Origin of the sequence: Streptomyces sp. KL116D (assembly GCF_030766975.1) — a bacterium.
GTDB classification, from domain to species: domain Bacteria; phylum Actinomycetota; class Actinomycetes; order Streptomycetales; family Streptomycetaceae; genus Streptomyces; species Streptomyces longispororuber_A.
In genome coordinates this window covers 1-22,241 of the sequence record NZ_JASERH010000125.1, presented here as the reverse complement: position 1 = coordinate 22,241, position 22,241 = coordinate 1, and the positions used below count along the sequence as shown (strand labels likewise).

The window sequence follows — 22,241 nt, the reverse complement described above, 5'->3', positions numbered from 1 at the left end:
ATGCATGCTACGTTCAGTTCGTTTGGTGCCGTTTCGCATTTATCGTAGAAACGCTCGCGTTTTTCGTGCGCCACTTCAACGTACGAGATTGACCAGGAGATCTAGCGGCGCTGCCCAGAGACTGCGCGACTGAGTAGGCGGAAAAGACTCACAGCAGCAACGGGCCCCAAGCGTCAGCAGGGCCCGTTGCCGTCCGGTAAGGGACGATGTCGGTCAAACGCCGAAGGCCGATCCAGGAAGGCGTTCGTGCTGGACGGCCAGCCCGCCGAACAGAAGCTGGGGAGGACTTGGCACGACGGAAGTACAGATACGCCAGGTGCTCCCAGATTAGAGCCAAATACCTCAAATGGATCTGGATGCTCTCGCCGCGACGAACATGAAGAGCGCGAGCGCAGGCGTGCGCCACCGCCACAGCGACAACTCAGGCGATCTCGGCGGCCAGGAGCGCGGCTCGCGCGCGGCGGCCTCGGCAGGCGCCACCTGCACCAGCATGTCCGCGAGGCGGACGCGGCCGCCTGGGAAGGAACCGATCGGCCGACCGAGCAAGTGCAGCCCTGGGCGCGGCCCGTCTCCATGCGCACGGGCCCCGCCCGCCTGCTCAAACCACAAGCCCGGCCGCGGCCAGGTCCGAACACGGGGAAACCCACACGCCCGGCGCCACCAACGGCACCGACCAGCCTCCGCACATCATCCAGCACCCGCGTGCCATGGCGCGAGTGACATCAGTGTTTCAGAACCTTGGTCCTCAGGCCGGGCGACGTCCGCTCACGGCGAACATCGAGGGTCCGTCACCGGTGCGGGCCACCACGAAGATCCACGTCGGCCAGCCGCTCCGTCTATCACAAGCACTTGGTCGGTGGTGACAGACCCCGTTCCCGGGGCTCCGCCCGGGTGGATGCGAGCTCGGGGGTCCCACGACCCGCTGTCCTCGGCGACGGCCAGCGTCGCCGTGGTGAGCCGGTGGCGATGTCCGTGGAGGTGCTCCTGGCAGGCGTGCTCGTCGCCCAGAAGACCTGCGGCGCGGGCAGCCAGGACCACGGTCGCGAACAGCCAGGCACACAGCAGGAACCGGCCTCCTCCAGCGACGCCAGTTCGGCAGGACGAATCCGTCTCTCGTAGCGCTCGGACGGGGCCAGAGCGGCAGGCGGAACTGCCGCGTCGCCTGATCCCACGGCCGGGTCATGGCGCCTCTCGCTCTCCGCGAGCTTGCGCACCGCCTCCTCGGGCGACCTGGCCTCCTAGGAAGCCCCTGACCTCGGAACGGAGTTCAGCGAGACCTTCGCCCTGGTCACCGCTCGTCAGACCCCTGGGAGGTGTGCCGGAGCTGACGCAGCTCTGGAATGGGGAGGTGTTGTCGATGCCCGGTTCCCTGGGCATTCCTAGCACCCGCTCAGCGAGGATGCTCTTCGCGAGCTCCTCGGTGCCGCCCAGGATGCGCAGGGCCGGGGGTGGCGAGCGCCAGATCCGTCCAGGCGTGCGTGCCCCATTGTGCCGTTGTCCGCGATGAGGCGAGGGCCGAGCACGTCCGACACGAAAGTGGGACGGCCCGGGTAAGGTTCTGGCCGTACATCAGCTTGGACACGGACATCTCCGGGTCCCGGTACGGCGCGCCGAAGCGCAGAGGCCCGCAGTGCGCGAGCGTTGAGATACTCGGTGGCCTTGAAATCGGCGAGAAGTTCGGCGAGTCTGCCGCGCAGTGCGCGATCGTCCGAAGGTCGAAGGTGGCGCGCATGAGGCGCGGACCAGCGTTCCGACAGCGCGGAGGCGACCGGACCGGCGCCTATCGCTCCCCGACGGTGGCTCGCTCGTTCATCAGAGTGGTCAACGCCGCGGTCACATCCCTCGTCACGACCTCCGCCGAGGCGATGGTCGTCGGGCGCGGACACCGGTGAGGAAGACTTCGTTGAAGTCCCGCGCCGCCGGTCATCTGTCGCAGCGGACGGACTTCCACGCCGGGGGTGTCCCATGGGTACGAGGAAAGCCGTGATACCCCGGTGCTTGGGCGCGTCCCGGGTTGGTGCGAAAGGCCAGCGCAGCCAATCTGGCTGTGCTGGGCGACGGAAGTCCAGACTTTCTGGCCGTCCAGGACCCAACTGTCGCACGTCGCGCACGGCGCGGGTGGTGATGCCGGCTGGGTCGGACCCAGCGTCTGGTTCGGCTGAAGAGCTGGCACGCGATGACCTCGCCCTGGTACATGGCTGGCAGCCAGCGGTCCCTTCAGGGCAGACTGGGCGTGCGCGAGGAGATCGTCGGCCCAATCATGCTCAGCCCGATGACGCTGAGAGTGCCCGTGTCGGGGACGTCATCTCGGCCTCGACGGCGTCGTAGAGCATGTCGTGAACGCGGCTCAGCTCACGGCCGCCGTATGCGGCGGGACCGGTGATCCAGCCGAGACCGGCCTCGTGCGGGTGCGTTGCCACTGCCGCGCCTCTTCGACGGCGGCGTGGCGTTCACCTCCGGCGGTGCGGCATTGAAGTAGGGCCACGGTCGTCACCCTGCCCCCAGGCGAATTCGCTGGAGGACGGACGCTTCGAGGCCCGGGCGTCGAGAAAGCGCCCGGACTTCTTCCTCGAAGGCGCCCAGCCCATGGGCTACATCGTCGTGCATGGGTCTGGACTCCGTGGATCAGGTGGACAGGATGGTCACGGCGGGCACACCCGGCGCACCGTAAGAGGTGTGTAGCCAGGGCCGACGCGAGGGCTGTTCGGAACCTGCCGGGCCCCTGCCGTCGCAGTTGCAGCACAGTCTCGTGGATCTGCCACCGCAGTCCGGAGGCTCCGAGTTGGTTCGCCGTTGCCTAGGAGACCACCATCGGTGTTCACCGGCAGGCTGCCTCCGATCTGGTGGCGCCCTCGGCGATCATGCGCTCCCTGGTCGCCGTCCTTGCACAGGCCGGTCTCGGCCATGTGAATGATCTCGGAGCCGGCGTCGGTGTCCTGGGAGCTGCGCGATGTCGACGTCGTCGGGCCCCGGTGCCGGCACGCTCGAGGCGCCTCCCGGCTGGCGCCCACGGTAGGGCTGTCCGCACGCTCCTGCTAGCGGCAGCGAGGGCTCCTGGACCTCGAAGGCACCAGACTTGCGGCTCTGCAAGGAAGGTGGCTCGTACCGGATCGGAGTCGAGGTGTAGCGGTGAGCCTGGTCGGCGCGGCAGATGACGGCCGCGGCGCCCTCGTCGGGCCCGCAGTACATGCTGCACAGCAGCGTGGTCGAGGACGGGCGACGCGAGGAATCTCGTCCACGCTGGGCAGAGGTGCGGCGCCAGGGCCTTGCTCGTTTGTCGGACTGCGCGTTGCAGGGTTCTTCGAAACGCCACCTCGGCCAGTGTGCGTTCGGAGATGTCGTGGTCGATGCATGTACCGGTTGATCTTCATCCCGAAAGTAGTGGGTGGTGAGGGAAAGGAGTCAGGTCACGGCCGTACAGCTAGAGGGATCCAGCCACCGAGGGGTCCCGCGGCTGAAAGGAAACGCCCCGCAGGTGCTTGTCCATGCCGATCGCGATGGTGACGTCGTGCTCACCGGTCTCGATGGCGCGAGCGGCGCCATGGAGACGGCCGTGCCGGCGGTCGCGCGCACCGTTGAAGACGCCGCGGAGCCGATCCCTGTGCCGAGACGGCCCACACGATGGCGTCAGGGGTTGGAGACCTCGTGGCTGCCGATGAAACCCGCCTGTACCTGCGGCCAAGTGATACCCGCGTCCGTGAGGGCGAGGCGCACCGCGTCCGCGCCCATGTCCATGGCGGCCTTGCCGGGGAATCGCCCGAAGGGGGTGGAGGCCCACCCCGATGATGGCGGCTTCCATCACGCCTCCTGTGCGTCGGTGTCGGGAGTGAAGGCAAAGGTGAAGACTTCGGCACCTTGGGCGTCGGTGGTGTAGGGCACCAGCGTCATGCGCATCGGCTGCCCAATCTTCAGCTTCGTCGGGTCGGACTCGGTGAGGCGCGCCTCGACGAGAGTTCGCCCAGGAGCTCGATGTAGCCCAGTGCGTAGGGGCGGAAGGTGTCCGCCGTGTCGGAGCCGTCGTAGGGAGGGGACGGCGGGCGGAAGTTCTGCGTGGTGAAGGTCAAGAGCGTCCCGCGGTCGCCGAGTTGCTTGGCCTGTTGGTCGGTGGCCCGCAGCGCAGACAGTGCGTGGCGGCCGGGAAGTCGACCAGCCCGCAGGCACCGCAGGCGGAGCCGATCAGCTGCGGCCGCTCGGCGGACTCGGTGAACAGGCCCTCGGCCACCGGCGAGTGTCGTCACAAGGCTCCTTAGAGGTTCGGAGTGGACAGGAAAACGGTGCCGTCCACAGGGGCGGACTCGAAGCTCGCGACGGAGCCGTTGCCCCAGCCCTCCTGCGCCATGACCCGGCCACCGAGGATGCCGAACACCCGATCCGTCACACGCGCAGGCCATCGGCGACGTAGTCCACCCTCAGAGGCGGCGAGCGGGACGGGAGTCCGGCCGGAGGGCGAGGGTACGAAGAGTCGATCCCCGTTGCGGCCGTCCGTGTCGCCGACGGCTCAGCACCTTCAAATCGTGCGACTAAGAGGATAATAAGTCAACTATTTACACAGCTCACCCCCAGACGGAACCCGCACCGGGGGAATCCGGCGGGCTGTCAGTAGGTGCGCAGCCCCATGCTGCGAGCGATGCCGTTGCGCTGGATCTGGCTGGTACCACCGGAGATGAGTGGCCACGATGGACTCGCGATACCGGAAAGCTCATCACGCTCTCCGTGGAGAAGCCGTGACCGGCACAGACCTGCATACCCAGGCGCGCCGCCGCGGCATAGGTCTCCGACCCCTTGAGCTTCGCCATCGAGCCTCACGAGTGCAGGGCTTCCCCTGAGCCAGAGCGGGCGGCTCGATGGGCCAGCAGTCGCGCGGAATCAATCTCGGTCTGCAGATCCGCCATCGCGTGCGCGAGCGACTGGAAATTGCCGATCGGACGCCCGAAGGCCTCGCGGGTACGCGCTGTACTCGAGCATCTCGTCCAGGGTGGCCTGCGCTGCACCGAGGTAGCCGCCGGTAGTGATCACCTTCTCCAGTTCGATATTGGAGAGCATGACCTTCAGCCCTCATCCTGCGGCCCGACGAGGTTCTTCTTCGGTACGACGACATCATTGAAGAACACCTCGTTCGTACCGAGGATGTGGCGCGCCAGCGTCGGCGTCCGCTTGACCGCCACCCGTCACTGGCGGGGTCGGCAGCAACAGGCTGATGCCGCCGTGCTTGGGCTCGCGCGGGCCGGTGCGCGCATAGGTGGCGATCGTGGTCCCCGGGAGGCCGCCACCCGTGCACCAGGCCTTCTGGCCGCGCACCACATAGTGGTCGCCCTTGTCCTCGGCACTCGTGCGCAGCGCGGCGGCGTCCGATCCGCTGTCGGGCTCACTCAGGCCGACGGCGAGCCGGTGCCGCCCCGTCATCACGCGCTCACGGATGAGCGCCCTCTGCTCTTCGCTGCCCCACCGGAAGACCGTGATGCCCGGGGATCAGGACTCCGATGTAGCACATGGCGACATCGAAGCTCGCCGCGGCAGTTCCTCGGCGATGACGATGAGTTCAAGCGGCCCGCCACCGTCCCCACCCTCCACACTCCGAGAACGGCGGCGAGAACCAGCCCATGTCGGCCATCCCCTCGAAGAGGCCGGCCGGCACGATGCCCTGTTCGTCCCACTCCTTAGCCTTCTCCGCCGGGCGGGACGTCCCGTACGAAGTCGCGCGCTGTCGCCCGCAGCATCTCCTGCTCGTCAGTAAGCCCGAAGTCCACAACAACCCCCCTCCAGCCGATCAATCATCTAACTACTTTTACTATATCAGCTGCTAGGGTCGGGAGGGCGCAGATCTGCTGCCAGGTGGCTTCGGGAACCGCCAGCAGGGGTCGAACACGGACTGCCCGGCGGCGCTACGCCTTCGGCGCGAACAACTCGGCCGCCCGCGCCCGCAGTCGGGACTTCAGAACCTTCATGCTCGCGTTGCGCGGGAGATCCGCCACGACCGCCGCGTGCCTGGGCGTCTTGAAGTTGGCGATGCGGCCTCGCGCCCCACGCCAGCAAGGCCTCAGGGGACAGCGACGCGGCGGGCCTGAGCACAATGAAGGCGGCAGGCACCTCACCGAGCCGCGCGTCGACCACTCCACCACAGCGACGGCCGCCACGGCCGGAGTGTTCACCAGGATGCGTTCGACCTCCCGCGGGATAGACGTTGAACCCGCCGACGGGGACGACATCCTTCTTCCGGTCGGTGATACGGACGAAGCCCCGCTCGTCCTTCGTCGCGATATCCCGGTGTGCAGCCAGCCGTCAGCGGTGATCGCCGCGGCGGTCGCGGCAGAGTCACTGCCAGTAGCCCCGCATCACGTTGAAGCCCCGACACAGCAGTTCGCCCCGGCGTGCCGGGCAGGACTTCCCGCCCTTCTCGTCGACGATTTTGGGCTCGACGTCAAGCGCCGCACGACCGACCGTCGAGCACAGCGTCTCGAACAGGTCCACGGTCGGATATGTCGTGGTGGTCAGCGACGTGGCTTCGGTCAGGCCGTACGAGCTGGTGGTGATCTCCACCCGCAGCTCGTCCGGATCCGGCGCATCAGCGCGGGGTCGACGGCCGCGGATGCCGCCAGGGCCACACGGAGAGAGGAGAGATCGCGTCCCGTCGCTCGCGGGCGAGGTCGAGCAGGTCCCGGAAGAGAGTCGGCGGCCCCGTAATTACGCTGATGCGCTCTCGCTCGATCGTGTCCAGGACCTCGTCCGGCGAGAGACCGCCTCGGGGAGAGCGGTGACCCCATGCACGATGCAGGCCATCCATCCTCCCTTATAGCCGAAGGTGTGGAAGAACGGCGGGATGACGAGTGGCGGTCGCCGTGGCGGAAGTCCAGCACTTTGCTGAACCAGCCATGTGCACGCAGTGATTGACCATGCGTCAGCATTACGCCTTTGGTCGCCCGGTCGTCCCTGAGGTGAACATGATGTCCGATAGATCGTCCGCGGACACCGCGTCAATGGAACGCTGAGCCTCCGCGGCGTCCGCGTCCTCGCCGGACGCGATGAACTCCAGGACAGCCGGCCCGGCCCGGCCGGGCCAGAGCGGTGACCACCCGCCCCGACTCAAGTAGTTCGGGCACAAGCTGTGCCTCGCGGAGCATTCCCGGGTAGTCGTGCGGGAAGTCGGTGACGGTGACGAGGCGCCTTCGCGCTGCGTTCGAGTACGTGACCGCTGCCGCAGTGAGCCGTGTGTTCACGGGCACCAGAGGCGGCACCGGCTCCGTGCACTCCGAGGGCGGCCAGTATCCAGCGCGCACTGTTCAGGAGCCCAGACTGCGACACGGTCTGCCCTCACGTCACGCCGAAGCGCCGACATCGCCCGGACGACGGACACCATCGCGTCCTCGAGCTCGGCGAAGGTCAGGCGCAGAGCACCATCGACCACGGCCTCCGTGTCCCCGTACCGCCGTGCCGCCACGCGTACGGCGTTCAGGATGGAAACGAGTTCCTTGTCGTAGCGGACCCTGAGCTGCTCAGGGACGTAGCTCCACGCGTCTTCACCGGCCCCGGTGTCGGCCCTCCTGCCCTCCCCTGCCCATGGCACGCCGACCCGGGCGCGGCTCGACGCGATATCGTCGTCCGCGTCAGGCGTGGTCCGTCGCGACAAACCCCGAACGCACCTCGCCACGCCCGGACCTTTCCGGACCCGGTCATGGGGAACTCGACGACGAACTGCCAACTCCGGGGGAACCTTGAACGATGCGAGGCTGCGCGCCGCGCGTACTCCTGCAAGTCGCAGCAGTCCGCTTCCGCGCACCGGCGCGCAGCTGGACGCTGGCGGCCTGGACTCTCCGAGGCCCGCGGATCCGCCAGTCCGACCACCACCCAGCGGTCACGACGTCCGGATGCCGCTCCAGGACTTCCTCGACCTCTCCGCGGGTTCTGCGTTCTCGCCGCCACAGGCGATCACTTCACGTGTCCGCCCGTGAAAAGTGATCATCCCGCGCTCGTCCATGCTGCATGTCCCCGTGCTCAACCAGGCCGTCCTCCGTCGATGACGGACGCGGTCTCCTGAGGCATGTCGTGGCGTGGCCGGCCATGTTCGACGGATCAGCAGTTTCGCGCGGCTCCCAGCGCCGCGAGCAGAGGCCCAGTGCCCGCAGCGGCCGTTACATCTCACGCGGTGAGAGGGGCGTCCGAGCCGCTGCGCCTGTCCTCCCGGCTTGTCATCGATAGTGTCGGTGGCTTGCAGGCAGCAGGGCTCTCGGACTGGCCATAGCCGATGATCAGTTGGACGCCGAGCGCCCGCTCAGAAGTCCTCGCCACCATGCGCGAGACGGTCGCTCCGCCGCCCATCGCCACTCGCAGTGCGCTCAGGTCGAAACTGCCGAGATCCGGATGGCGCAGCAGGTCGGTCACCATGGTGGGGACCAGCGGGATGGTCGTCGGTCCCGCTCCATCACTCTCAGCAGAGTGTCGGCATCAAAGCGGGGCGCGGTGACCAGCGTGCCCGCGCATTCATGACCAGGACCCCGCACACCGAGGCACCGACGTGATGCAGCGGCAGCAGTGAGCACATGATGACCTCATATTCCGCGCCGGTGCGCTGCCGGTCGAGGCCGAAACGCGCAGTGTTGACGCACGCAGGTGTGAGCACGGCAGCCCGCAGGACGGCCGTGGTGCCGGAGGTGTACTGGACCAGCAGGATCATCTGCGGAGACCTCGGGCAGGCTCGTGCGGTACCGCGCCGCCCCTGCTCCAGGGAGCCGAAAGCCGAAAAGGTCGGGCGGAGAGCTGCAGGAAGGCTCGAGGCCAGCTTCTGCGCCACTCTCCAGCAGCGGCCGCCCGCGATGGTCCATCCGAGGGCAAGCAGCAACCGCGCACCAGCCCCTGCCGTCTGGTCAGGCCGCACTCCGCGTCTGCGAGTGAGGTGTTCGGCGAAGTACGAGCACCACGCCTGCCAATGCGCGGGCGTATTGAGAACCACCACCCAAGGCACAGAGTTGGCGCCCCACACTGCCACCTTCTCACCGGGGGCGACACGCTCCAGCATCCGGTGCGCCGCCCGTGTTGCCCGCTCCGCCTGAGTCCGCTTGGTCAGGCGGTCCAGATCTGCCCCGTCTGAGAACTTGGATCGCTGGCCGGTCGGGTGAGCCTCGGCGTTGCGCAACAGCAATCCCCCACTGTTCTCCACAGCTCCGGCCCAGTGTCAGCCGGCCAGTGCGCTTCGGAAAGTAGGTTTCATCGGACAGACGATGCGGCAATGTCGCCTCCTGTAGATGCGGGTTCGGGTGCCCACGAGGTCGTGCGCACAAAGCGCGCCCAGAGCAACAGAGGCGCGGCATCCGAACTCGTTAATCCGCCGTGGCAGCCTATTGCAAAGAGCTAGATTCGGATATAGATATAACTCATTGAGTTTCTCACGCAACCCTGCTTGTGGCCTTGATGCCCGAGGCTGTGCGACGGACGCCGGCGCGGACACCAGGGATATGCAGGGCGCGGGATCTCCCGCTCGCCTGCATACAAGATCGACCTCCCTCAGGAGAGCGAAGCCCTGAGGGCCTGAGCCCGCGGAAGGGACGTCACGATGACTGCAGTCGACCTCCCTGCCTTCCGGGAGCAGCAAGAGGAACCACAGCCCGGACTACCCACGCATCCACCGGACTGCCCTGTGCAAAGAAGACCCTGTACCGAAGGACGACTACATCGATCCCCGCTATGTCGCACTGGAGAAGGAGCGTCTCTGGCCGGACGTATAGCAGGTCGCCTGCCGCGAGGAGGAGATCCCCAAAGCCGGGAACTTCGTAACCTTCGATGTCGCGGACGAATCCATCATCGTGATCCGCCTGGCCACGGGCGAGGATCAAGGCCTACTACAACGCCTGTCAGCACCGCCGCATAGGCTGACCGAGGGCTGCGGCACCGCCCAGCACTTCTTCTGCCGCTACCACGGCTGGCGTTGGAACCTGGACGGCAGCGTCCGCGAGGTGGTGGACCCGCAGGACTGGGGCGACCGGATCAGCAACGACGCGCTCTGCGGCTCAAGGAGCCCCGGGTCGACACCTGGGGCGGGTTCGTCTTCATCACCATGAACCCGACGCCGAGCCCCTGCGCGACTACCTCGCACCCGTGCCCGAGGTGTTCGACCCGTTCGAGTTCGAGAAGTTTCGCTTCCCGCGTGGTACAAGACCGTCGTACTGCCCTGCAACTGGAAGACCGCGCTCGAAGCCTTCAATGAGGGCTACCACGTCCAGACCACCCACCCCAGCTGCTGCGGAACACCGACGACCAGACCCGCAGCAGCAGCCTCGCGGCAAGCACTCCACCTTTCACGGGGGCGGAGGACAACCGGCCCCTGGGAGCGCCCTCCCGGCGGCTGGGGCAGCCGTTCCCGAAGGACCTGCGGCCGGGTGTGGTCACCTTCCTGGAGTTGATGGAGAAGCGGCTCAAGGCGATCTGGACGCCTCGCGACGTCACCGCCGCACACCGCCCTCATGACGGACCTCGACGAGGCGGACGGCGCCGACGGTGCGCGGGTGATGGGGGCGCTCATGGCTTTCGCCGCCGAGGAGGCGGAGAAGGAAGGCGCTGGCTGGCCCAAGCTTTCCGCGGAGAACCTCATCCGCGCCGGCCAGACTGGCACATCTTCCCCAACCTCATCGTTCTGCCGTACCCGGACGGGGCCCTGTGGTATCGAGCCCGCCCGAACGGCGCCGACCCTGACAGCTGCGTCTTCGACGTCTGGTCGCTCATGCGCTACGCACCGGGCGCGGAGCCCGGAGCTCAAGAGGGAGTTCTACAACGACTGGCGCGACAGCGACAGTTGGGGACGGATCCTTGAGCAGGACTTCGAGAACCTCGCCGCCGTCCAGCAGGGCATGAAGTCCCAGGGCTTTCCTGGCTCCCGGCCCAGCCCGAAGCAAGAGGTGGCGATCAGCAATCTGTACAGAGTGCTGCACGAGTACTACTACAACGACATTCCTCCGGCGCGGGGCACGAGAGTCAAGGCCGAGCGGCAGGTGGACGGACGAAGGCGGAGGTGCGTCGATGACGGAACTTGCGACCGATACCGAGGCAGGCTGGGACGCGGTCTCCGATCTCGTCGTGGTGGGCAGTGGTGGCGGGTCACTGTGCGCCGCGCTGACGGCGAGACGGGGCGGGCTGCAGCCTCTTGTGCTGGAGAAGACCGATGTGGTCGGCGGGTCCACCGCCATGTCCGGCGGCATCATCTGGCTGCCGAACAACCCGGTGTCCCGGCGCGGGTGTCCGCGACAGCCTTGACGACGCCCGGCGCTACTTCGCCGCATCGGTCGGCGACGCCGGGCCCGCGACCTCCCAGGCACGCGTCGAGGCCTTCTTGAACGCCGTCGAACCGATGACGGAATTCCTGCTGGAGCACGGCGTCCCTCTCCGCCACTGCGAGGGCTACTCGGACTACTACGACGAGCCGCCCGGCGGCAAGGCGCGCAGCCCGCTCGCTCGAGGCCGAGCTGTTCGATGTCCATCAACTCGGGCCTTGGCGCGCCAAGTTCCGGGCCCGCATCGACATCCCGCCCATTCCGCTCTACACCAGTGAAGTCGCGCCGATGTCCCTGGCGCCCCGCACCCTGAAATCGGTGATCACGGCCGCCAAGGTGGTCGCGCGTGCGATCTCCGCGAAGGTCACGGGGCGCGACCTGCGCGGTTCCGGGGCGGCCCTGCAGGGCTGGATGCTGCTGGCCGCACTACGGGCCGAAGTTCCCATCTGGACGAACACCCGCGGTCGACCTCGTCGTCGAGGACGGCCGTGTGGTCGGCGTGCTGGCCGAGCGGGACGGCCGCCGCATCAGAGGTCCGGGCGCGCAACGGAGTGCTGCTGAACTCGGGTGGCTTCGCACACAACGCGACCATGCGCGAACAGTGGGGCCCGAAACCCGCCTCCCACCGCATGGACCTCCGCGAACGAGGGCGACACCGGCGAAATCATCGAGGTCGCCAGTGCGGCACGGCGGAGCGGTGGACCTCATGGACGAGGCCTGGTGGGCGCCCTCGTCGATCCCTTCCAGACGGTCGCCGCTGTTCTCCGTCTACGAGCGCTCGAAGCCGTACTCCATGATGGTCGACGCCTCGGGTACCCGGTACGTCAACGAGGCCGCCTCCTACATGGAGGTGGGACAGGCGATGTACGCGCGCCACCAGAAGGTCGGAGCGGTCCCCAGCTGGTTCATCATGGATTCGAACAACCGGCAGCGCCATCTGTGGGGAATGACGCCCGGCGGCATTACGCCGCGCAAGTGGATCACCTCGAGCTACATGAAGAAGGACAACACCGTGGAGGGCCTCGGCGGCCCAGTGCGGCATCGACCCCGAGGGGGCTGCGCGCCACCGTGGAGCAGTACAACGCTGCGGCGGCACACGGCAAGGACCCCGAGTTCCACAAGGGGGACCGGGCCTACGACCGCTACTACGGCGACCCCACGGTCAGGCCGAACCCCTGTGTGGCACCGCTCACCAAGCCTCCCTTCTACGGCGTCGAGATCTACCCGGGCGACGTCGGCACCTCCGGAGGACTGATCACGGACGAGCATGCCCGGGTGCTCCGGGAGGACGGCGCGCCGATCCCCGGCCTGTACGCGACCGGCAACTGTACGGCCGCTATCACGGGCCACACCTACACAGGTGCCGGGGCCAGCGTCGCCGCCTCCTTCATCTTCGGTTGGGTGGCCACCCACCACATGATCGACACCACCGCAAGGAGTACCTCCGTTGCCTGAGTCGACAGACGCTTCGCCCGCAGTACCGAACGGCTCACCGCTCGTCGAGATCTACCGCACTGCCGCCCTGATCCACCGCGCTGACGAACGGCTTCGTGGCATGCTCACCTCCGGTGAACTCGCTGCGGCCTACTACTCGCCGCGTGGAGCAGGAGATCCTCGCTGCGTCCCTGTCACACGCAGGTGTCCGCGACGAGGACTACCTGGTCACCACGTACCGCGGCATGCATGACCAGATCGCCAAGGGCATGCCCCCTCGAGCTGCTGTTCGCGGAGATCTTCGGCAAGGCCACGGGAGCCTGCAAGGGCAGGGCGGCCCCATGCACGTCACGCACCCCGAAACCGGTGTAATGGTCACTACCGGCATCGTCGGCAGCGGACTGCCGATCGGCGTGGGCCTTGCCACCTCGTCGGACCTCCGCAAGGGACGGCCGCGTCACAGTGGTCTGCTTCGGTGACGGAGCCAGCAACATCGGCGCCTTCCACGAGTCGCTCAACCTCGCCTCGCTGTGGAAGCTGCCCATCGTCTTCGTCTGCCAAGAACAACCTGTACGCCGAGTCCACCGCATACGCCCATGGCACGACCGCCGAGCACATCGCGGACCGGGCCGCCGGTTACAGGATGCCCGGCGTGACGGTTAACGGCAATGATCCACAGGAGTCACTCGACGCGTTCACAGCCGCCGTGGAGCGGGCCAGGTCCGGGGGTGGTCCGACGCTTGTCGAAGCGGTCACGTACCGCTTCATGGGTCACTACTTCGGTGACCCGGGCGCCTACATGGACCGCGGGGAGTACGACAAGGCTCTGGAGGCCGACCCGGTGCCCGCGCTCCGCGCGCTGCTGAAGGGAACGCGGTCTGGCCACCGAGGAGCAGTTGCTCGCCATGGAGGGCGACATCGCGGCACAGGTGGAGGGTGCCGTGGAGTTCGCCACGGAGAGCCCCTACCCCGGTCCGGAGGAGCTCCGCCTGGATGTCTACCGCGAAGAGGTGCCCGCGTGACCGACCGCAGCCAACGCAGCAAGAAGATCTCGTTCCAGCAGGGCTGCACGATGGCCCTCGACGAAGCCATGGCGACCGACAGCTCCGTCTTCCTTCTCGGCGAGGACGTCGCCGACCGGGAGGGCGGAGGGACCTTCAAGGTCACCTCGGGTCTCGCCACCAGTACGGCACCGAGCGGGTCCGTTCGACTCCGATCTCGGAGCAAGCGATCGTCGGCACCGCCGTCGGTGCCGCGGTAGCGCCGGCATGCGTCCGGTCGCCGAGATCATGCTGATGAACTTCATCACGCTCGGCCTCGACCAGCTGGTGAACCACGCGGCCAAGCTCCGCTTCATGTCCGGCGGACTCACAGGAGTTCCGCTGACCATCCGCACGGCCATCGGGGGCAGGCGGCGGCACCGGCGGCCAGCATTCGGACATGTTGGAGGCCTGAAAGCTCGCCCACGTGCCGGGGCTCCAAGGTCGTGGTGCCCTCCTCCCTGCCGAGGCCAAGGGGCTGCTGCTGTCCTGCATCGAGGACGACGACCCCTGCGTGTGCGTCGAGCACACGCAGCTCTACTGGACGAAGGGCGCCCCGGAGCCGGGGCTGCGCATTCCCCCGGGCAAGGCCCATGTGGCCAGACAGGGCAGCGACGTCTCCGTGATCACCTATGGCCGACCAGTGGGCCAGGTCCTGGAGCTGGCCGAGAAGCTGGCCGACGACGGGATCAGCGTGGAAGTCATCGACCTCCGCACCATCTCCGTTGGACGAGGAGACCGTCCTGGCATCGGTGGCGTCCACCGGACGTGCCGTCATCGTCCACGAGGCGGTCGGCCAGTTCGGCGTGGGCGCCCAGAGTCTCCCGCGCGGATCGGCGAGGAACTGCTTGGCCAGCTGCACTCCCCTGTGGTTCGGGTCACCTCGGTGAACAGCCCCGTGCCGTTCTCCAGGGCACTGGAGGAGGAGTACCTGTACAAGATCTCCGACGTGGAGAGTGCGATCAGGAAGTCGGTGTCATGAGCGGAGTGGTCGTCCTGGTCAAAACTCCCCAAGCTCGGACTCACCATGCAGGAGGGCGAGTTGGCGGAGTGGCTCGTCGCGGATGGCGACACCGTTGAGTCCGACAGCCCATCTACTCGATGTCCACAGACAAGGTGGAGCACGAGATCGAGTCCCCAGCCGCAGGGAACCATCCACTTGATTGGCGAGGAGGACACCTCCTCACAAGGTGGGCGAGGTTCTGGCGAAAAATCACGCCCAGCTAGCTCGCTTCCTGCTCTTACAGGGGAAGCCCGCCAGCACACGGTGTCCGTGCAGCACCGAGTGCAACGGACTACGGAGAGGAAGGGCAGAGCTCTCCGTAGTCATCTCGCGGCGAGGGAGCCCCCGGTTGTCCGGCGGGCTCCCGCGTCGGGTGCTCAGCGCACCGTTCGGATGGGGCAGGATGCTCAGCGCACCGAAGGCCACTAGGACGACGCCGACGACGAACAGCGCACTGTAGCCGCCGAGGACCGCGATGACCGCCGCGGCGACTGCGGGAGCCAGGGCCTGCGGCAGTGCGTTGGCGACGTTGAGGACCCCATGTCCTTGGCCGCATCGTCGGGCCTGGGCAGTACCTGCGTCATCAGAGGCGGTGTCGACGGCCATGTACATCCCGAACGCACAGCCGCTGACGATCGAATACGCGAACATCGACGCTTCACTGTGGAAGACGAACGGCATGGCGGGGGCGACGCACATGCCCAGGCTGGAGGCGATGACAAAGGGCTTGCGGCGTCCGACGCGGTCGGACCACGGGCCGGACACGACGATCATCACGATCATTCGGGCAGCATCGCCACACTCAGCAGCGGCACCACAGCTCGTTGGCGCGATCGCGGGTCAGGCCCAGGTAGTCGTCGAGGATGTACAGCTGGTACGAGTAGACGACGTAGTAGCCGAGAATCAGCAGGAAGCGACCGAGGAACGCCCAGGCGAAGTCGGGGTGTTGGCGGGGACTGACCCAGAATCCGGCGAGGGAAGGTCTTCCCAGCGGAACGGTTCGCCTTCCGGGGCGGAGGCGGCGGGCTCCTTGTTGAGGAGCAGGAAGACCGCCGTGCCGACGACGACGAGGACACCGAAGAAGGCGAAGCCGAGGCCGAGCGCGTGGGCAAAGGCAGCCGCGACTGCCGTGCCCACGATCCCACCGGAGCATCTGCGCCAGGCCGGCGGCGGAGGAGAAGACACCGCGCCGGTGTTCAGGGGTGCGGTCGGGGATGACGGCGGTCAGAGGTGCTTGCAGGCCGTTGAGGCGACCTGCAGCGAAAGTCCAGGCGACGCCGATCCACAGCAAGTTGTTGCCGAGGCCGACCGCTATGAGGGAGAGCCCGCCAAGCAGGGCACCACCGGCCATCCAGGGCGCGCGTCGGCCGAAGCGGCCATAGGTGCGGTCCGAGATGCGCCGGCGATGGGGTTGGCGAGCATGGCGCCGAACGCGCCGACCGCGCTGATGACGCCGAGAGAGGTGGACTTGTTGTGAGGGTCCACGTCGGCGACGAGATTCGCGAGGAGGATCGCGGGAACAGCGCCGTAGACAGCGTAGAGCGACGCTGTTGGCCATCAGACCGGTGAGAGGCGGCGTTCGCCCGGCACACGAGTCTTGCCTGCGGGGGACTTCGGCGGGGGCGATCGGCTCGGGACCAGGGGGTGCATGTGTCGCGACGACCTCGTTGTCGTGCCGGAGGAAGGGAAGGGAACAGCAGCCTCAGCTGGTCAATCGCCCCCTGCGCTGCAGGCAGGTCGGCGCGGTTGCTGCGGTGGTTCAGGAAGAACTGCCAGGCCAGTTCTGTCGCGTTGATCTCGTGGGTGACCGGCCCGAGCGCACCGGAAGTCCACGTCCGTTCCGGGCCAGGTGTGGCCGTCGCCCCTGACTCGGAAGAGTGCAACCTCGGAGCCGCCACGACAGGCCTGGGTACGAGATCCCTGTCGACGTGCTCGGAGACACGGGTCGTGGTCGGCCTCTTGCGGCGAGTGGTCGTTCTCGGCCCACTGAGCGAGGGCGGTGGGGGTGCCATAGCCCCAGTACGGCGAGCCGCCGCCGTCGTAGGGGGTTCACCGGGTCGGCCGTTCCGTGGAAGGTGAGAACGGGGACGGGCTGCTTCGGAGTGCAGGTCCCTGAGGCCGGGACGGTGGCGCCGCTGTCGTCGGTGGCCGGGGTCCCGGCGCGGAGTCCCGATACGGGTGCGACGGCACTGACCCGGTCGGGATGGTCGCAGGCGTACTGGGAGACCATGCGGCCACCGCCGGAATAGCCAGTGGCGAGTACCTGGTGTCGTTCCGCACAGCCACGGGCGGCGAGATCGTCGAGCAGGTCGGTCGAGAACCGCTCGTCGTCGGGGCCTCCGAGCACCGGTGACGCCGGGGACATTCCACTGGTATCCGCGGTCCATCGGCATGATCCCTGGGGAGCGACCGCCAGGAAGCTGTGCCGGTCGGCGGACTTCTCGATGCCGCTGACCAGTACCTGTTCGAGGCGCGGCTCGAACTGCCGTGCAGAGTCAGATGGACAGGCAGTGCACTGCCGTCGAGCATCGGCGGGTCGGTAGACGATCGCCGTGCGCCGCACTCCGCCGCTGCTGATGCTGACCGTGGACTCGCCGGACGGCAGGTGCAACTCTGCTCGGCCGCCCGGGTTGTGACGAGGGCGACGGCAAGTGTGGGTGTGACCAGGGCCAGGGACGAGGCCACGGTGATGGCGCCGAGGAGAGCGGCGCGACGTGCTCGCATAGTGGGACTCCTGAGATTCTGGATGTGTGGGATCGAGGGAGCAAAGAGGTCTGGCGGAAGCCGGCGGCGCGTGAACGGGGCCCAGGAGTGCATGTGGGGTGTCAGGAAGAGGCCCGGCCTGAGGCGGCGCAGGCCGACCGTGACCGTCAGGGGCGGCCTGCGTTGAGCCGAGCGAGGACCTTATCGAGGTCATCGAGTGAACGCGCCGCCGGTGAAGCTGAGCAGTCGGCGGACCGGAATGGAGGCCATCATCTCTGGCAATGTCGATGCCGCCGAGGACGTCGCTGTCGGCGACGCCCTCCGGCATCGGCATCAGCGTGCTCAGTACCTCGGCGGCGCCAGGCACGGCCAGCGACCTCGCCCAACGTCGAACTCGGTGTGAGCGGCAGGGACGAACTCGTCGCCGGTCACCTCCACGGTGGCCGCCGAACGGATGTCGCGGCTGGAGGCGGCGGCGCGCACCTCGTAGTCGCCGCCTTCAACGACCCAGCGCTCACCGCGGATGTCCCAGTACGCCAGGTCCTCGCGCTCGATCAGCACACGCACTCGCTCACTCTCCCCAGGCGCGAGGTCGACCACCGCGTGGGCCTGGCTCCTGGACCGGTCGAGTCACCGAGTCCGGCTTGGCGACGTAGAACTGGACGATTTCGCGTCCGGAACGTTCGCCGGTGTTGAGTGACGGTGACACGCGCGGTAATGCCCTGGTCGTCTGCGGCGAGTTGGAGGTCGGCGTAGGCGAACGAGGTGTAGGGACAGCCCGTGGCCGAAGGGGAAGGTGACAGGGATCTCGCGGGCGTCGTACCAGCGGTAGCCCACGAACAGGCCCTCGCCGTAAGCGACATGGCTGTGCTCGCCAGGGAAGTCCAGGTAGGCGGGAGTGTCCTGGATCCGCATGGGCACGGTCTCGGTCAGCCGCGCGGACGGGCTGACAAGGCCGAACAGCACGTCGGCGATCGCACCGCCGCCGGCCTGGCCGAGGAGTGCGCCGTCGAAGACAGCCAGAGCGAGGTCGGCGACCGGCGCCAAGCGCAGGGCGCCGCCGTGCGAAGGACCACGGCGGTGCGCGGCTGGGCACGGACTACCTCAGCCAGCGTCTCCAGCTGTTCCACGGGATTTCGATGTTCTCGCGGTCAAGCCTCGGACTCTGGTGGGCGGCGAGGCCCAAGAAGACGACCGCTGTCTCGGCCGCGGCGGCGGTGCGGGCAGCCTCGCCCCTCAGGGGCGGCGGCGTCCCCCGCTGCCGTCCGTGGTGAAACCGGGCGCGTACGTGACGCCGTCGCCTGCGAGGGCGCGGATCTCCTCGAGGGGGATGTCGACGCGGGTGGGATTCACGTGCGAGCTACCGCCGCCCTGGTAGCGCGGGGTCTGCGCGAACTCGCCGATGACGGCGAGGGCGTCCCTCGTCGAGCGGCAGTACCGGCCGCTCACCGACCAGGTCGTTCTTCAGCAGTACGACGCGGTGCGCCGCGACCTGTCGAGCCACAGAGTGGTGCGTCTCGGCGTCGAACGCGGTGGGCGGCGCGGCCCTGTCCCGCCTCAGCCTTCGCGGCGGGCGAGCGCGATGGTGCGGGCGGCCGCCTGCGCGACGATGTCCGCGTCCAGCTCGCCCGCCTCGACCGCGTCGACGACCACTGCTGGTCGGTGTCACTGGCCGCCACCGGGCATCTCCAGGTCGAGGCCCGCCACCACTGCCCTGACGCGATCGACGACCGCGCCCCCAGTCGCTCACCGCGGCCCCGTCGAAGCCCCACTCGTCCCGCAGCACCTTCGTGAGCAGCCAGTGGTTCTCTGAGGCGTGGATGCCGTTGACCCCGGTTGTACGAGCACATCACCGTCCACGGCCGCGCCTTCTGCACCACGTGTTGGAAGGCACGCAGATAAATCTCGCGCAGTGGGCGCGGGGGCGATGTCGGAGCTGGAGCGCATCCGGTCGTGCTCGGTGTTGTTGGCAGCGAAGTGCTTCAGCGACGTGCCCACACCCGTGCCCTGCACTCCGTTCACCCAAGACGCGGCGAGCCGGCCGGACAGGTGCGGGTCCTCGGAAAGTACTCGAAATTGCGGCCGCACCGCGGGTCCGCTTGATGTTGATACCGGGGCCCGAGCAGCACGTCGACGCCGAGGGCACGGCTCTCCGCGCCCAGCGCCGCGCCCACCTGTTCGGTCAGTTCCGCGTCCCAGCTCTGACCGAGACCGACAGCAGGCGGGAAGCGGGTGGCGGGCTCGCTGCCAGCGATGCCGAGGTGATCGCTGGCGCCGACCTGGCGGCGCACGCCATGAGGGCCGTCGGCGAGCACCAGGGAGAACGTTACCGACCTGCCCTCGTACTCCAGAAGTCGGCGCCGCTGCCCAGGGCGGCCTGCTCCGACACGGACAGGGAAGCGGGGTCGTGCGTGGTCACGGAAATCTCCTCAGGGTAGAGCGATGCGCTCTGCCGGTACGGCGGTGCCGGAAACGACGGAACGGAAGCGGCTCGCGGCGTGCGAAGACGTGCGTGGGCCGGTGGTGCGCGGGCCGGGCCGTGGGCCGCACTGCCTCGATGCGGCCCACCCCCCACCCTCGGTGTCGGGAGCCCCTCGTCAGGAAGGGACAGCGAAAGACGACCCTCGCTGCAGGAAGGCCATCTCACCGACCACACACAGTATGCCGTTCGGTTTTTGCCTGCAAGGGGTCTCACCAGGAAACTTCCGGTGCCGTAGAGTCCTGTCCATGGCACAACGTGGTTCGTGCGCGAAGGGCATCGCCAAGCGTGAAGAGATCCTCAGCACCGCTCTCGACCTCGTGGCCCGGGTGGGATACAGCCGCACGACCGTGCGCGAGATCGCCCAAGCGGTAGGACTCAGCCAGACCGGGTTGCTGCACTACTTCGGCGCAAGGAACAGCTCTTCGTCGAGATCCTGCGCCGCCGCGGCGAGGTCGACGAGCAAGTGCTCGGCGTGGAGCACGACTCAGGCCGACCCACACTGGCCGACCTGCCACGCGCGTTCACCACGCTGGCACGCCACAATGCCGAAGTTCCGGGGCTCGTCCAGCTCTACTCACGCTTCTCCTCCGAAGCGGCCGAGCCCGAAGCACGTGGCCCACACTACTTCCGTGACCGCTACGCCAAGTTCCGTTCTGCGGCGACAGCCTCGATCCGGCAGCACCAGGCCGACGGCTCCCTCCCTTCCGCCTTGGACCCCCGACCGGCTCTGCAGTCATGCTCTTTGCACTGCTCGACGGCCTACAGACCCAGTGGATGTACGACTCCGAGATCGACATGGTGGATCAACTCGACTATGTCTGGACACTGCTACTGAACACACCTGACGGTGACCGCCAGAAGCCGGTGGAACTTCGCCTTGATCGTCGACCGCGGTCAACGGGCGGGGTGGCGCCTGGACAAGCACAGCAGCGCCCCTGGCGGCGAGCGCAGATGCGCTCGCTGCCAGGGAGCGCTGTCTCAGGTGAACCGGTCACCGCGCGGACAGCGGGTCAGGGACCGCTGACGGCCATCTGATCGCTAATCACGGACTCCGCTCGCCTGCGGACATCTCGCTCCGCCACCGCCGAGGGATCGCGTGGACCCGTCCGGCCTCCGATCGCCTCGATCGTTCCTTCGGCGATCTCCTGGGGTGGAACGCCCTGTGCGGCTCGCTTCTTGTGCGGTGCGGCGGAGGCCACCCCGTGGAGGAGGCTCGCCGAGCGCAGCTGTTCGGAGTTGCTGTGCAGCGGCGTGGCGACCAGGCCGGGACACAGCACCGTGGCGCCGAGCGCAGGGAGAGACGGCCTTCAGTTCTGCATCGAGCGTCTCGGTAGACACCCACCACCGCATGCATGGTGGCGTTGTAGGAGTCATGCCGGGCAGGGGCATCAGGCCTCCGAACGAGGCGGTATTGACGATGTGTCCCGACTCCTGCTTGACAAGCAGCGGAGCGAAGGCGCGTACGCCGTGCACCCACGCCCATGAGCTTAATGTCGATCAGCCACTTCCAGTGGGGTTGGCTCCTGCTCCACATGGGCACGTTCGGCACCACGACGCCTGCGTTGTTGAAGACCAGGTCGACACGGCCGAAGTGCTCGACGGTCTTGTCGGCCAAGGCCTGGACCGCATCGGCGTCGGTGACGTCGGTGCGCACCGTCAGAACATCGCTCCCGGTGGATCTCAGGGTTTTGCCGGCCGCCTTCAGTTCCTCGTCCCGGATATCGGCCAGTACAGGCTTCACTCCGCGCGGGCCCAGCGCCTCAGCGATGGCGCAACCGATACCGCTCGCGCCGCCAGTAATGACCGCGACCTGGCCTTGCTCAATCTTCACTGGAGTTCCCTTTCTGCCCGTTTGCTGCATGGATCATGTCTGGACCACTCGGCGATTCGGAGTCCAGAGGCGTCGTGTCATGGCGACGACATCAGCGTCCGCTCGGTTCCGGTGCGTGCATCCAGGGCGAGATGAATCCGAGAAAGGCACCGGCGCGAAAGCGGTTGGTGTCCAGGTCATTCCGTCGCGGCGGCCCGGAGTGCGGCGAGCGTCCGGCCCGTCACGTCCGCGACGGCTCCGACGGCGTCCACCCGGCTCAGCAGAGAACGGACCTCGTACCAGACCAGCAGCGGTTCCGTCTGCTCGACGTAGACGCCCAGGCGGTCGAGATATCGTCTCCCTCTCGGTCGTCGACTCGCTGCTGGAGGGCGCCGTCGCACTCCCGGCATCCGCCGCCGACAGGAGCGTCGATCTGAGTCAGTCCGCAGTCCCGGCACACACGCCTCCCGGCCAGGCGCCGCACGAGCTGGTCAGCGAGCACGTCGAAGGCGAG

At 67.7% G+C, this 22,241-nt stretch carries 26 protein-coding genes and 5 pseudogenes; 14 read left to right on the top strand and 17 right to left on the bottom strand.

What is annotated here, in order from left to right; genetic code table 11:
* Nucleotides 1-2,642: 2,642 nt before the first annotated feature.
* From RBJ77_RS46130 to RBJ77_RS46085, 10 genes are all read right to left on the bottom strand, one after another.
* Entirely contained in the window at nucleotides 2,643-2,906 is a 264-nt protein-coding gene (locus RBJ77_RS46130) for a hypothetical protein (protein ID WP_372350424.1), read from the bottom strand.
* A gap of 1,002 nt (nucleotides 2,907-3,908) precedes the next feature.
* Nucleotides 3,909-4,064 (bottom strand): hypothetical protein, encoded by a 156-nt coding sequence (locus RBJ77_RS46125; protein ID WP_372350423.1) that lies wholly within the window; start codon nucleotides 4,062-4,064, stop codon nucleotides 3,909-3,911.
* Complete coding sequence (locus RBJ77_RS46120; RefSeq protein WP_372350422.1) at nucleotides 4,061-4,222, bottom strand: zinc ribbon domain-containing protein; 162 nt, start codon at nucleotides 4,220-4,222, stop codon at nucleotides 4,061-4,063. The genes RBJ77_RS46125 and RBJ77_RS46120 overlap by 4 nt, the downstream gene beginning before the upstream one ends.
* Nucleotides 4,223-4,246: 24 nt before the next feature.
* Nucleotides 4,247-4,378: a hypothetical protein gene (locus RBJ77_RS46115; RefSeq protein WP_372349798.1), complete on the bottom strand. Its 132-nt coding sequence runs from the start codon at nucleotides 4,376-4,378 to the stop codon at nucleotides 4,247-4,249.
* A 424-nt stretch (nucleotides 4,379-4,802) separates the two neighbouring features.
* Nucleotides 4,803-4,991, bottom strand: coding sequence for an acyl-CoA dehydrogenase family protein (locus tag RBJ77_RS46110; RefSeq protein ID WP_372349799.1), 189 nt, complete (start codon nucleotides 4,989-4,991; stop codon nucleotides 4,803-4,805).
* 106 nt (nucleotides 4,992-5,097) lie between these two features.
* Nucleotides 5,098-5,403, bottom strand: a complete 306-nt coding sequence (locus tag RBJ77_RS46105) for an acyl-CoA dehydrogenase family protein (protein ID WP_372350421.1) — start codon at nucleotides 5,401-5,403, stop codon at nucleotides 5,098-5,100.
* A 136-nt stretch (nucleotides 5,404-5,539) separates the two neighbouring features.
* Nucleotides 5,540-5,749, bottom strand: a complete 210-nt coding sequence (locus tag RBJ77_RS46100) for an acyl-CoA dehydrogenase family protein (RefSeq protein ID WP_372350420.1) — start codon at nucleotides 5,747-5,749, stop codon at nucleotides 5,540-5,542.
* Nucleotides 5,750-6,312: 563 nt separating this feature from the next.
* A complete protein-coding gene (locus tag RBJ77_RS46095; protein WP_372350419.1) occupies nucleotides 6,313-6,537 on the bottom strand; it encodes an AMP-binding protein in 225 nt (74 codons plus the stop codon).
* 1,596 nt (nucleotides 6,538-8,133) lie between these two features.
* Nucleotides 8,134-8,397, bottom strand: a complete 264-nt coding sequence (locus tag RBJ77_RS46090; protein WP_372350427.1) for an AMP-binding protein — start codon at nucleotides 8,395-8,397, stop codon at nucleotides 8,134-8,136.
* Between the two features lie 25 nt (nucleotides 8,398-8,422).
* Complete coding sequence (locus RBJ77_RS46085; RefSeq protein WP_372350418.1) at nucleotides 8,423-9,127, bottom strand: AMP-binding protein; 705 nt, start codon at nucleotides 9,125-9,127, stop codon at nucleotides 8,423-8,425.
* Nucleotides 9,128-9,731: 604 nt separating this feature from the next.
* Here RBJ77_RS46085 and RBJ77_RS46080 point away from each other — a divergent pair.
* The 11 genes and pseudogenes from RBJ77_RS46080 to RBJ77_RS46030 all read left to right on the top strand — a co-directional run.
* Nucleotides 9,732-10,049 (top strand): annotated as a pseudogene (locus RBJ77_RS46080) (Rieske 2Fe-2S domain-containing protein); the annotation flags it as partial.
* Nucleotides 10,050-10,154: 105 nt separating this feature from the next.
* Nucleotides 10,155-10,391, top strand: coding sequence for an SRPBCC family protein (locus RBJ77_RS46075; protein WP_372350426.1), 237 nt, complete (start codon nucleotides 10,155-10,157; stop codon nucleotides 10,389-10,391).
* A 60-nt stretch (nucleotides 10,392-10,451) separates the two neighbouring features.
* A pseudogene (locus RBJ77_RS46070) lies at nucleotides 10,452-10,913 on the top strand (SRPBCC family protein); the annotation flags it as partial.
* A 91-nt stretch (nucleotides 10,914-11,004) separates the two neighbouring features.
* Entirely contained in the window at nucleotides 11,005-11,238 is a 234-nt protein-coding gene (locus RBJ77_RS46065; RefSeq protein WP_372350417.1) for an FAD-binding protein, read from the top strand.
* A gap of 363 nt (nucleotides 11,239-11,601) precedes the next feature.
* A pseudogene (locus RBJ77_RS46060) lies at nucleotides 11,602-12,114 on the top strand (FAD-binding protein); the annotation flags it as partial.
* Nucleotides 12,115-12,323: 209 nt separating this feature from the next.
* A complete protein-coding gene (locus tag RBJ77_RS46055; protein ID WP_372350416.1) occupies nucleotides 12,324-12,710 on the top strand; it encodes an FAD-binding protein in 387 nt (128 codons plus the stop codon).
* A 143-nt stretch (nucleotides 12,711-12,853) separates the two neighbouring features.
* A complete protein-coding gene (locus RBJ77_RS46050) occupies nucleotides 12,854-13,168 on the top strand; it encodes a thiamine pyrophosphate-dependent enzyme (protein WP_372350415.1) in 315 nt (104 codons plus the stop codon).
* The gene (locus tag RBJ77_RS46045) at nucleotides 13,152-13,352 is read left to right on the top strand and encodes a thiamine pyrophosphate-dependent enzyme (protein WP_372350414.1); all 201 of its coding nucleotides are present in this window, start codon (nucleotides 13,152-13,154) and stop codon (nucleotides 13,350-13,352) included. The genes RBJ77_RS46050 and RBJ77_RS46045 overlap by 17 nt, the downstream gene beginning before the upstream one ends.
* Nucleotides 13,258-13,545: pseudogene (locus RBJ77_RS46040) on the top strand (thiamine pyrophosphate-dependent enzyme); the annotation flags it as partial. The gene RBJ77_RS46045 and the pseudogene RBJ77_RS46040, both read left to right, overlap by 95 nt.
* A gap of 162 nt (nucleotides 13,546-13,707) precedes the next feature.
* Nucleotides 13,708-13,950: a hypothetical protein gene (locus RBJ77_RS46035; protein WP_372349809.1), complete on the top strand. Its 243-nt coding sequence runs from the start codon at nucleotides 13,708-13,710 to the stop codon at nucleotides 13,948-13,950.
* Nucleotides 13,951-14,156: 206 nt separating this feature from the next.
* Nucleotides 14,157-14,619, top strand: a pseudogene (locus RBJ77_RS46030) (transketolase C-terminal domain-containing protein).
* Between the two features lie 323 nt (nucleotides 14,620-14,942).
* Here the strand turns inward: RBJ77_RS46030 and RBJ77_RS46025 are convergent.
* Both RBJ77_RS46025 and RBJ77_RS46020 read right to left on the bottom strand, forming a co-directional pair.
* Nucleotides 14,943-15,506, bottom strand: coding sequence for an MFS transporter (locus RBJ77_RS46025; RefSeq protein WP_372350425.1), 564 nt, complete (start codon nucleotides 15,504-15,506; stop codon nucleotides 14,943-14,945).
* Between the two features lie 129 nt (nucleotides 15,507-15,635).
* Nucleotides 15,636-15,869: a hypothetical protein gene (locus RBJ77_RS46020; RefSeq protein WP_372350413.1), complete on the bottom strand. Its 234-nt coding sequence runs from the start codon at nucleotides 15,867-15,869 to the stop codon at nucleotides 15,636-15,638.
* Between RBJ77_RS46020 and RBJ77_RS46015 the strand changes: the two genes are divergently transcribed.
* Nucleotides 15,862-16,209: a hypothetical protein gene (locus RBJ77_RS46015; RefSeq protein ID WP_372350412.1), complete on the top strand. Its 348-nt coding sequence runs from the start codon at nucleotides 15,862-15,864 to the stop codon at nucleotides 16,207-16,209. The genes RBJ77_RS46020 and RBJ77_RS46015 overlap by 8 nt on opposite strands.
* Nucleotides 16,210-16,935: 726 nt before the next feature.
* Nucleotides 16,936-17,085, top strand: coding sequence for a hypothetical protein (locus tag RBJ77_RS46010; protein WP_372349813.1), 150 nt, complete (start codon nucleotides 16,936-16,938; stop codon nucleotides 17,083-17,085).
* Nucleotides 17,086-17,777: 692 nt separating this feature from the next.
* Here RBJ77_RS46010 and RBJ77_RS46005 read toward each other — a convergent pair.
* The 4 genes from RBJ77_RS46005 to RBJ77_RS45990 all read right to left on the bottom strand — a co-directional run bounded on the left by RBJ77_RS46005 (nucleotide 17,778) and on the right by RBJ77_RS45990 (nucleotide 19,750).
* Entirely contained in the window at nucleotides 17,778-18,035 is a 258-nt protein-coding gene (locus RBJ77_RS46005; RefSeq protein ID WP_372350411.1) for a fibronectin type III-like domain-contianing protein, read from the bottom strand.
* A gap of 30 nt (nucleotides 18,036-18,065) precedes the next feature.
* Entirely contained in the window at nucleotides 18,066-18,482 is a 417-nt protein-coding gene (locus RBJ77_RS46000) for a glycoside hydrolase family 3 C-terminal domain-containing protein (protein ID WP_372350410.1), read from the bottom strand.
* Nucleotides 18,483-18,671: 189 nt separating this feature from the next.
* Nucleotides 18,672-18,884 carry a hypothetical protein gene (locus RBJ77_RS45995; RefSeq protein ID WP_372350409.1) on the bottom strand — a complete coding sequence of 71 codons (213 nt, stop codon included), beginning with the start codon at nucleotides 18,882-18,884 and terminating at the stop codon, nucleotides 18,672-18,674.
* 569 nt (nucleotides 18,885-19,453) lie between these two features.
* Complete coding sequence (locus RBJ77_RS45990; RefSeq protein WP_372350408.1) at nucleotides 19,454-19,750, bottom strand: glycoside hydrolase family 3 N-terminal domain-containing protein; 297 nt, start codon at nucleotides 19,748-19,750, stop codon at nucleotides 19,454-19,456.
* 127 nt (nucleotides 19,751-19,877) lie between these two features.
* Between RBJ77_RS45990 and RBJ77_RS45985 the strand changes: the two genes are divergently transcribed.
* Nucleotides 19,878-20,762: a TetR family transcriptional regulator gene (locus RBJ77_RS45985; protein ID WP_372350407.1), complete on the top strand. Its 885-nt coding sequence runs from the start codon at nucleotides 19,878-19,880 to the stop codon at nucleotides 20,760-20,762.
* Nucleotides 20,763-20,959: 197 nt separating this feature from the next.
* On the opposite strand, the gene RBJ77_RS45980 is transcribed toward RBJ77_RS45985, so the two are convergent.
* A complete protein-coding gene (locus RBJ77_RS45980; RefSeq protein ID WP_372350406.1) occupies nucleotides 20,960-21,778 on the bottom strand; it encodes an SDR family NAD(P)-dependent oxidoreductase in 819 nt (272 codons plus the stop codon).
* Between the last annotated feature and the right edge of the window lie 463 nt (nucleotides 21,779-22,241).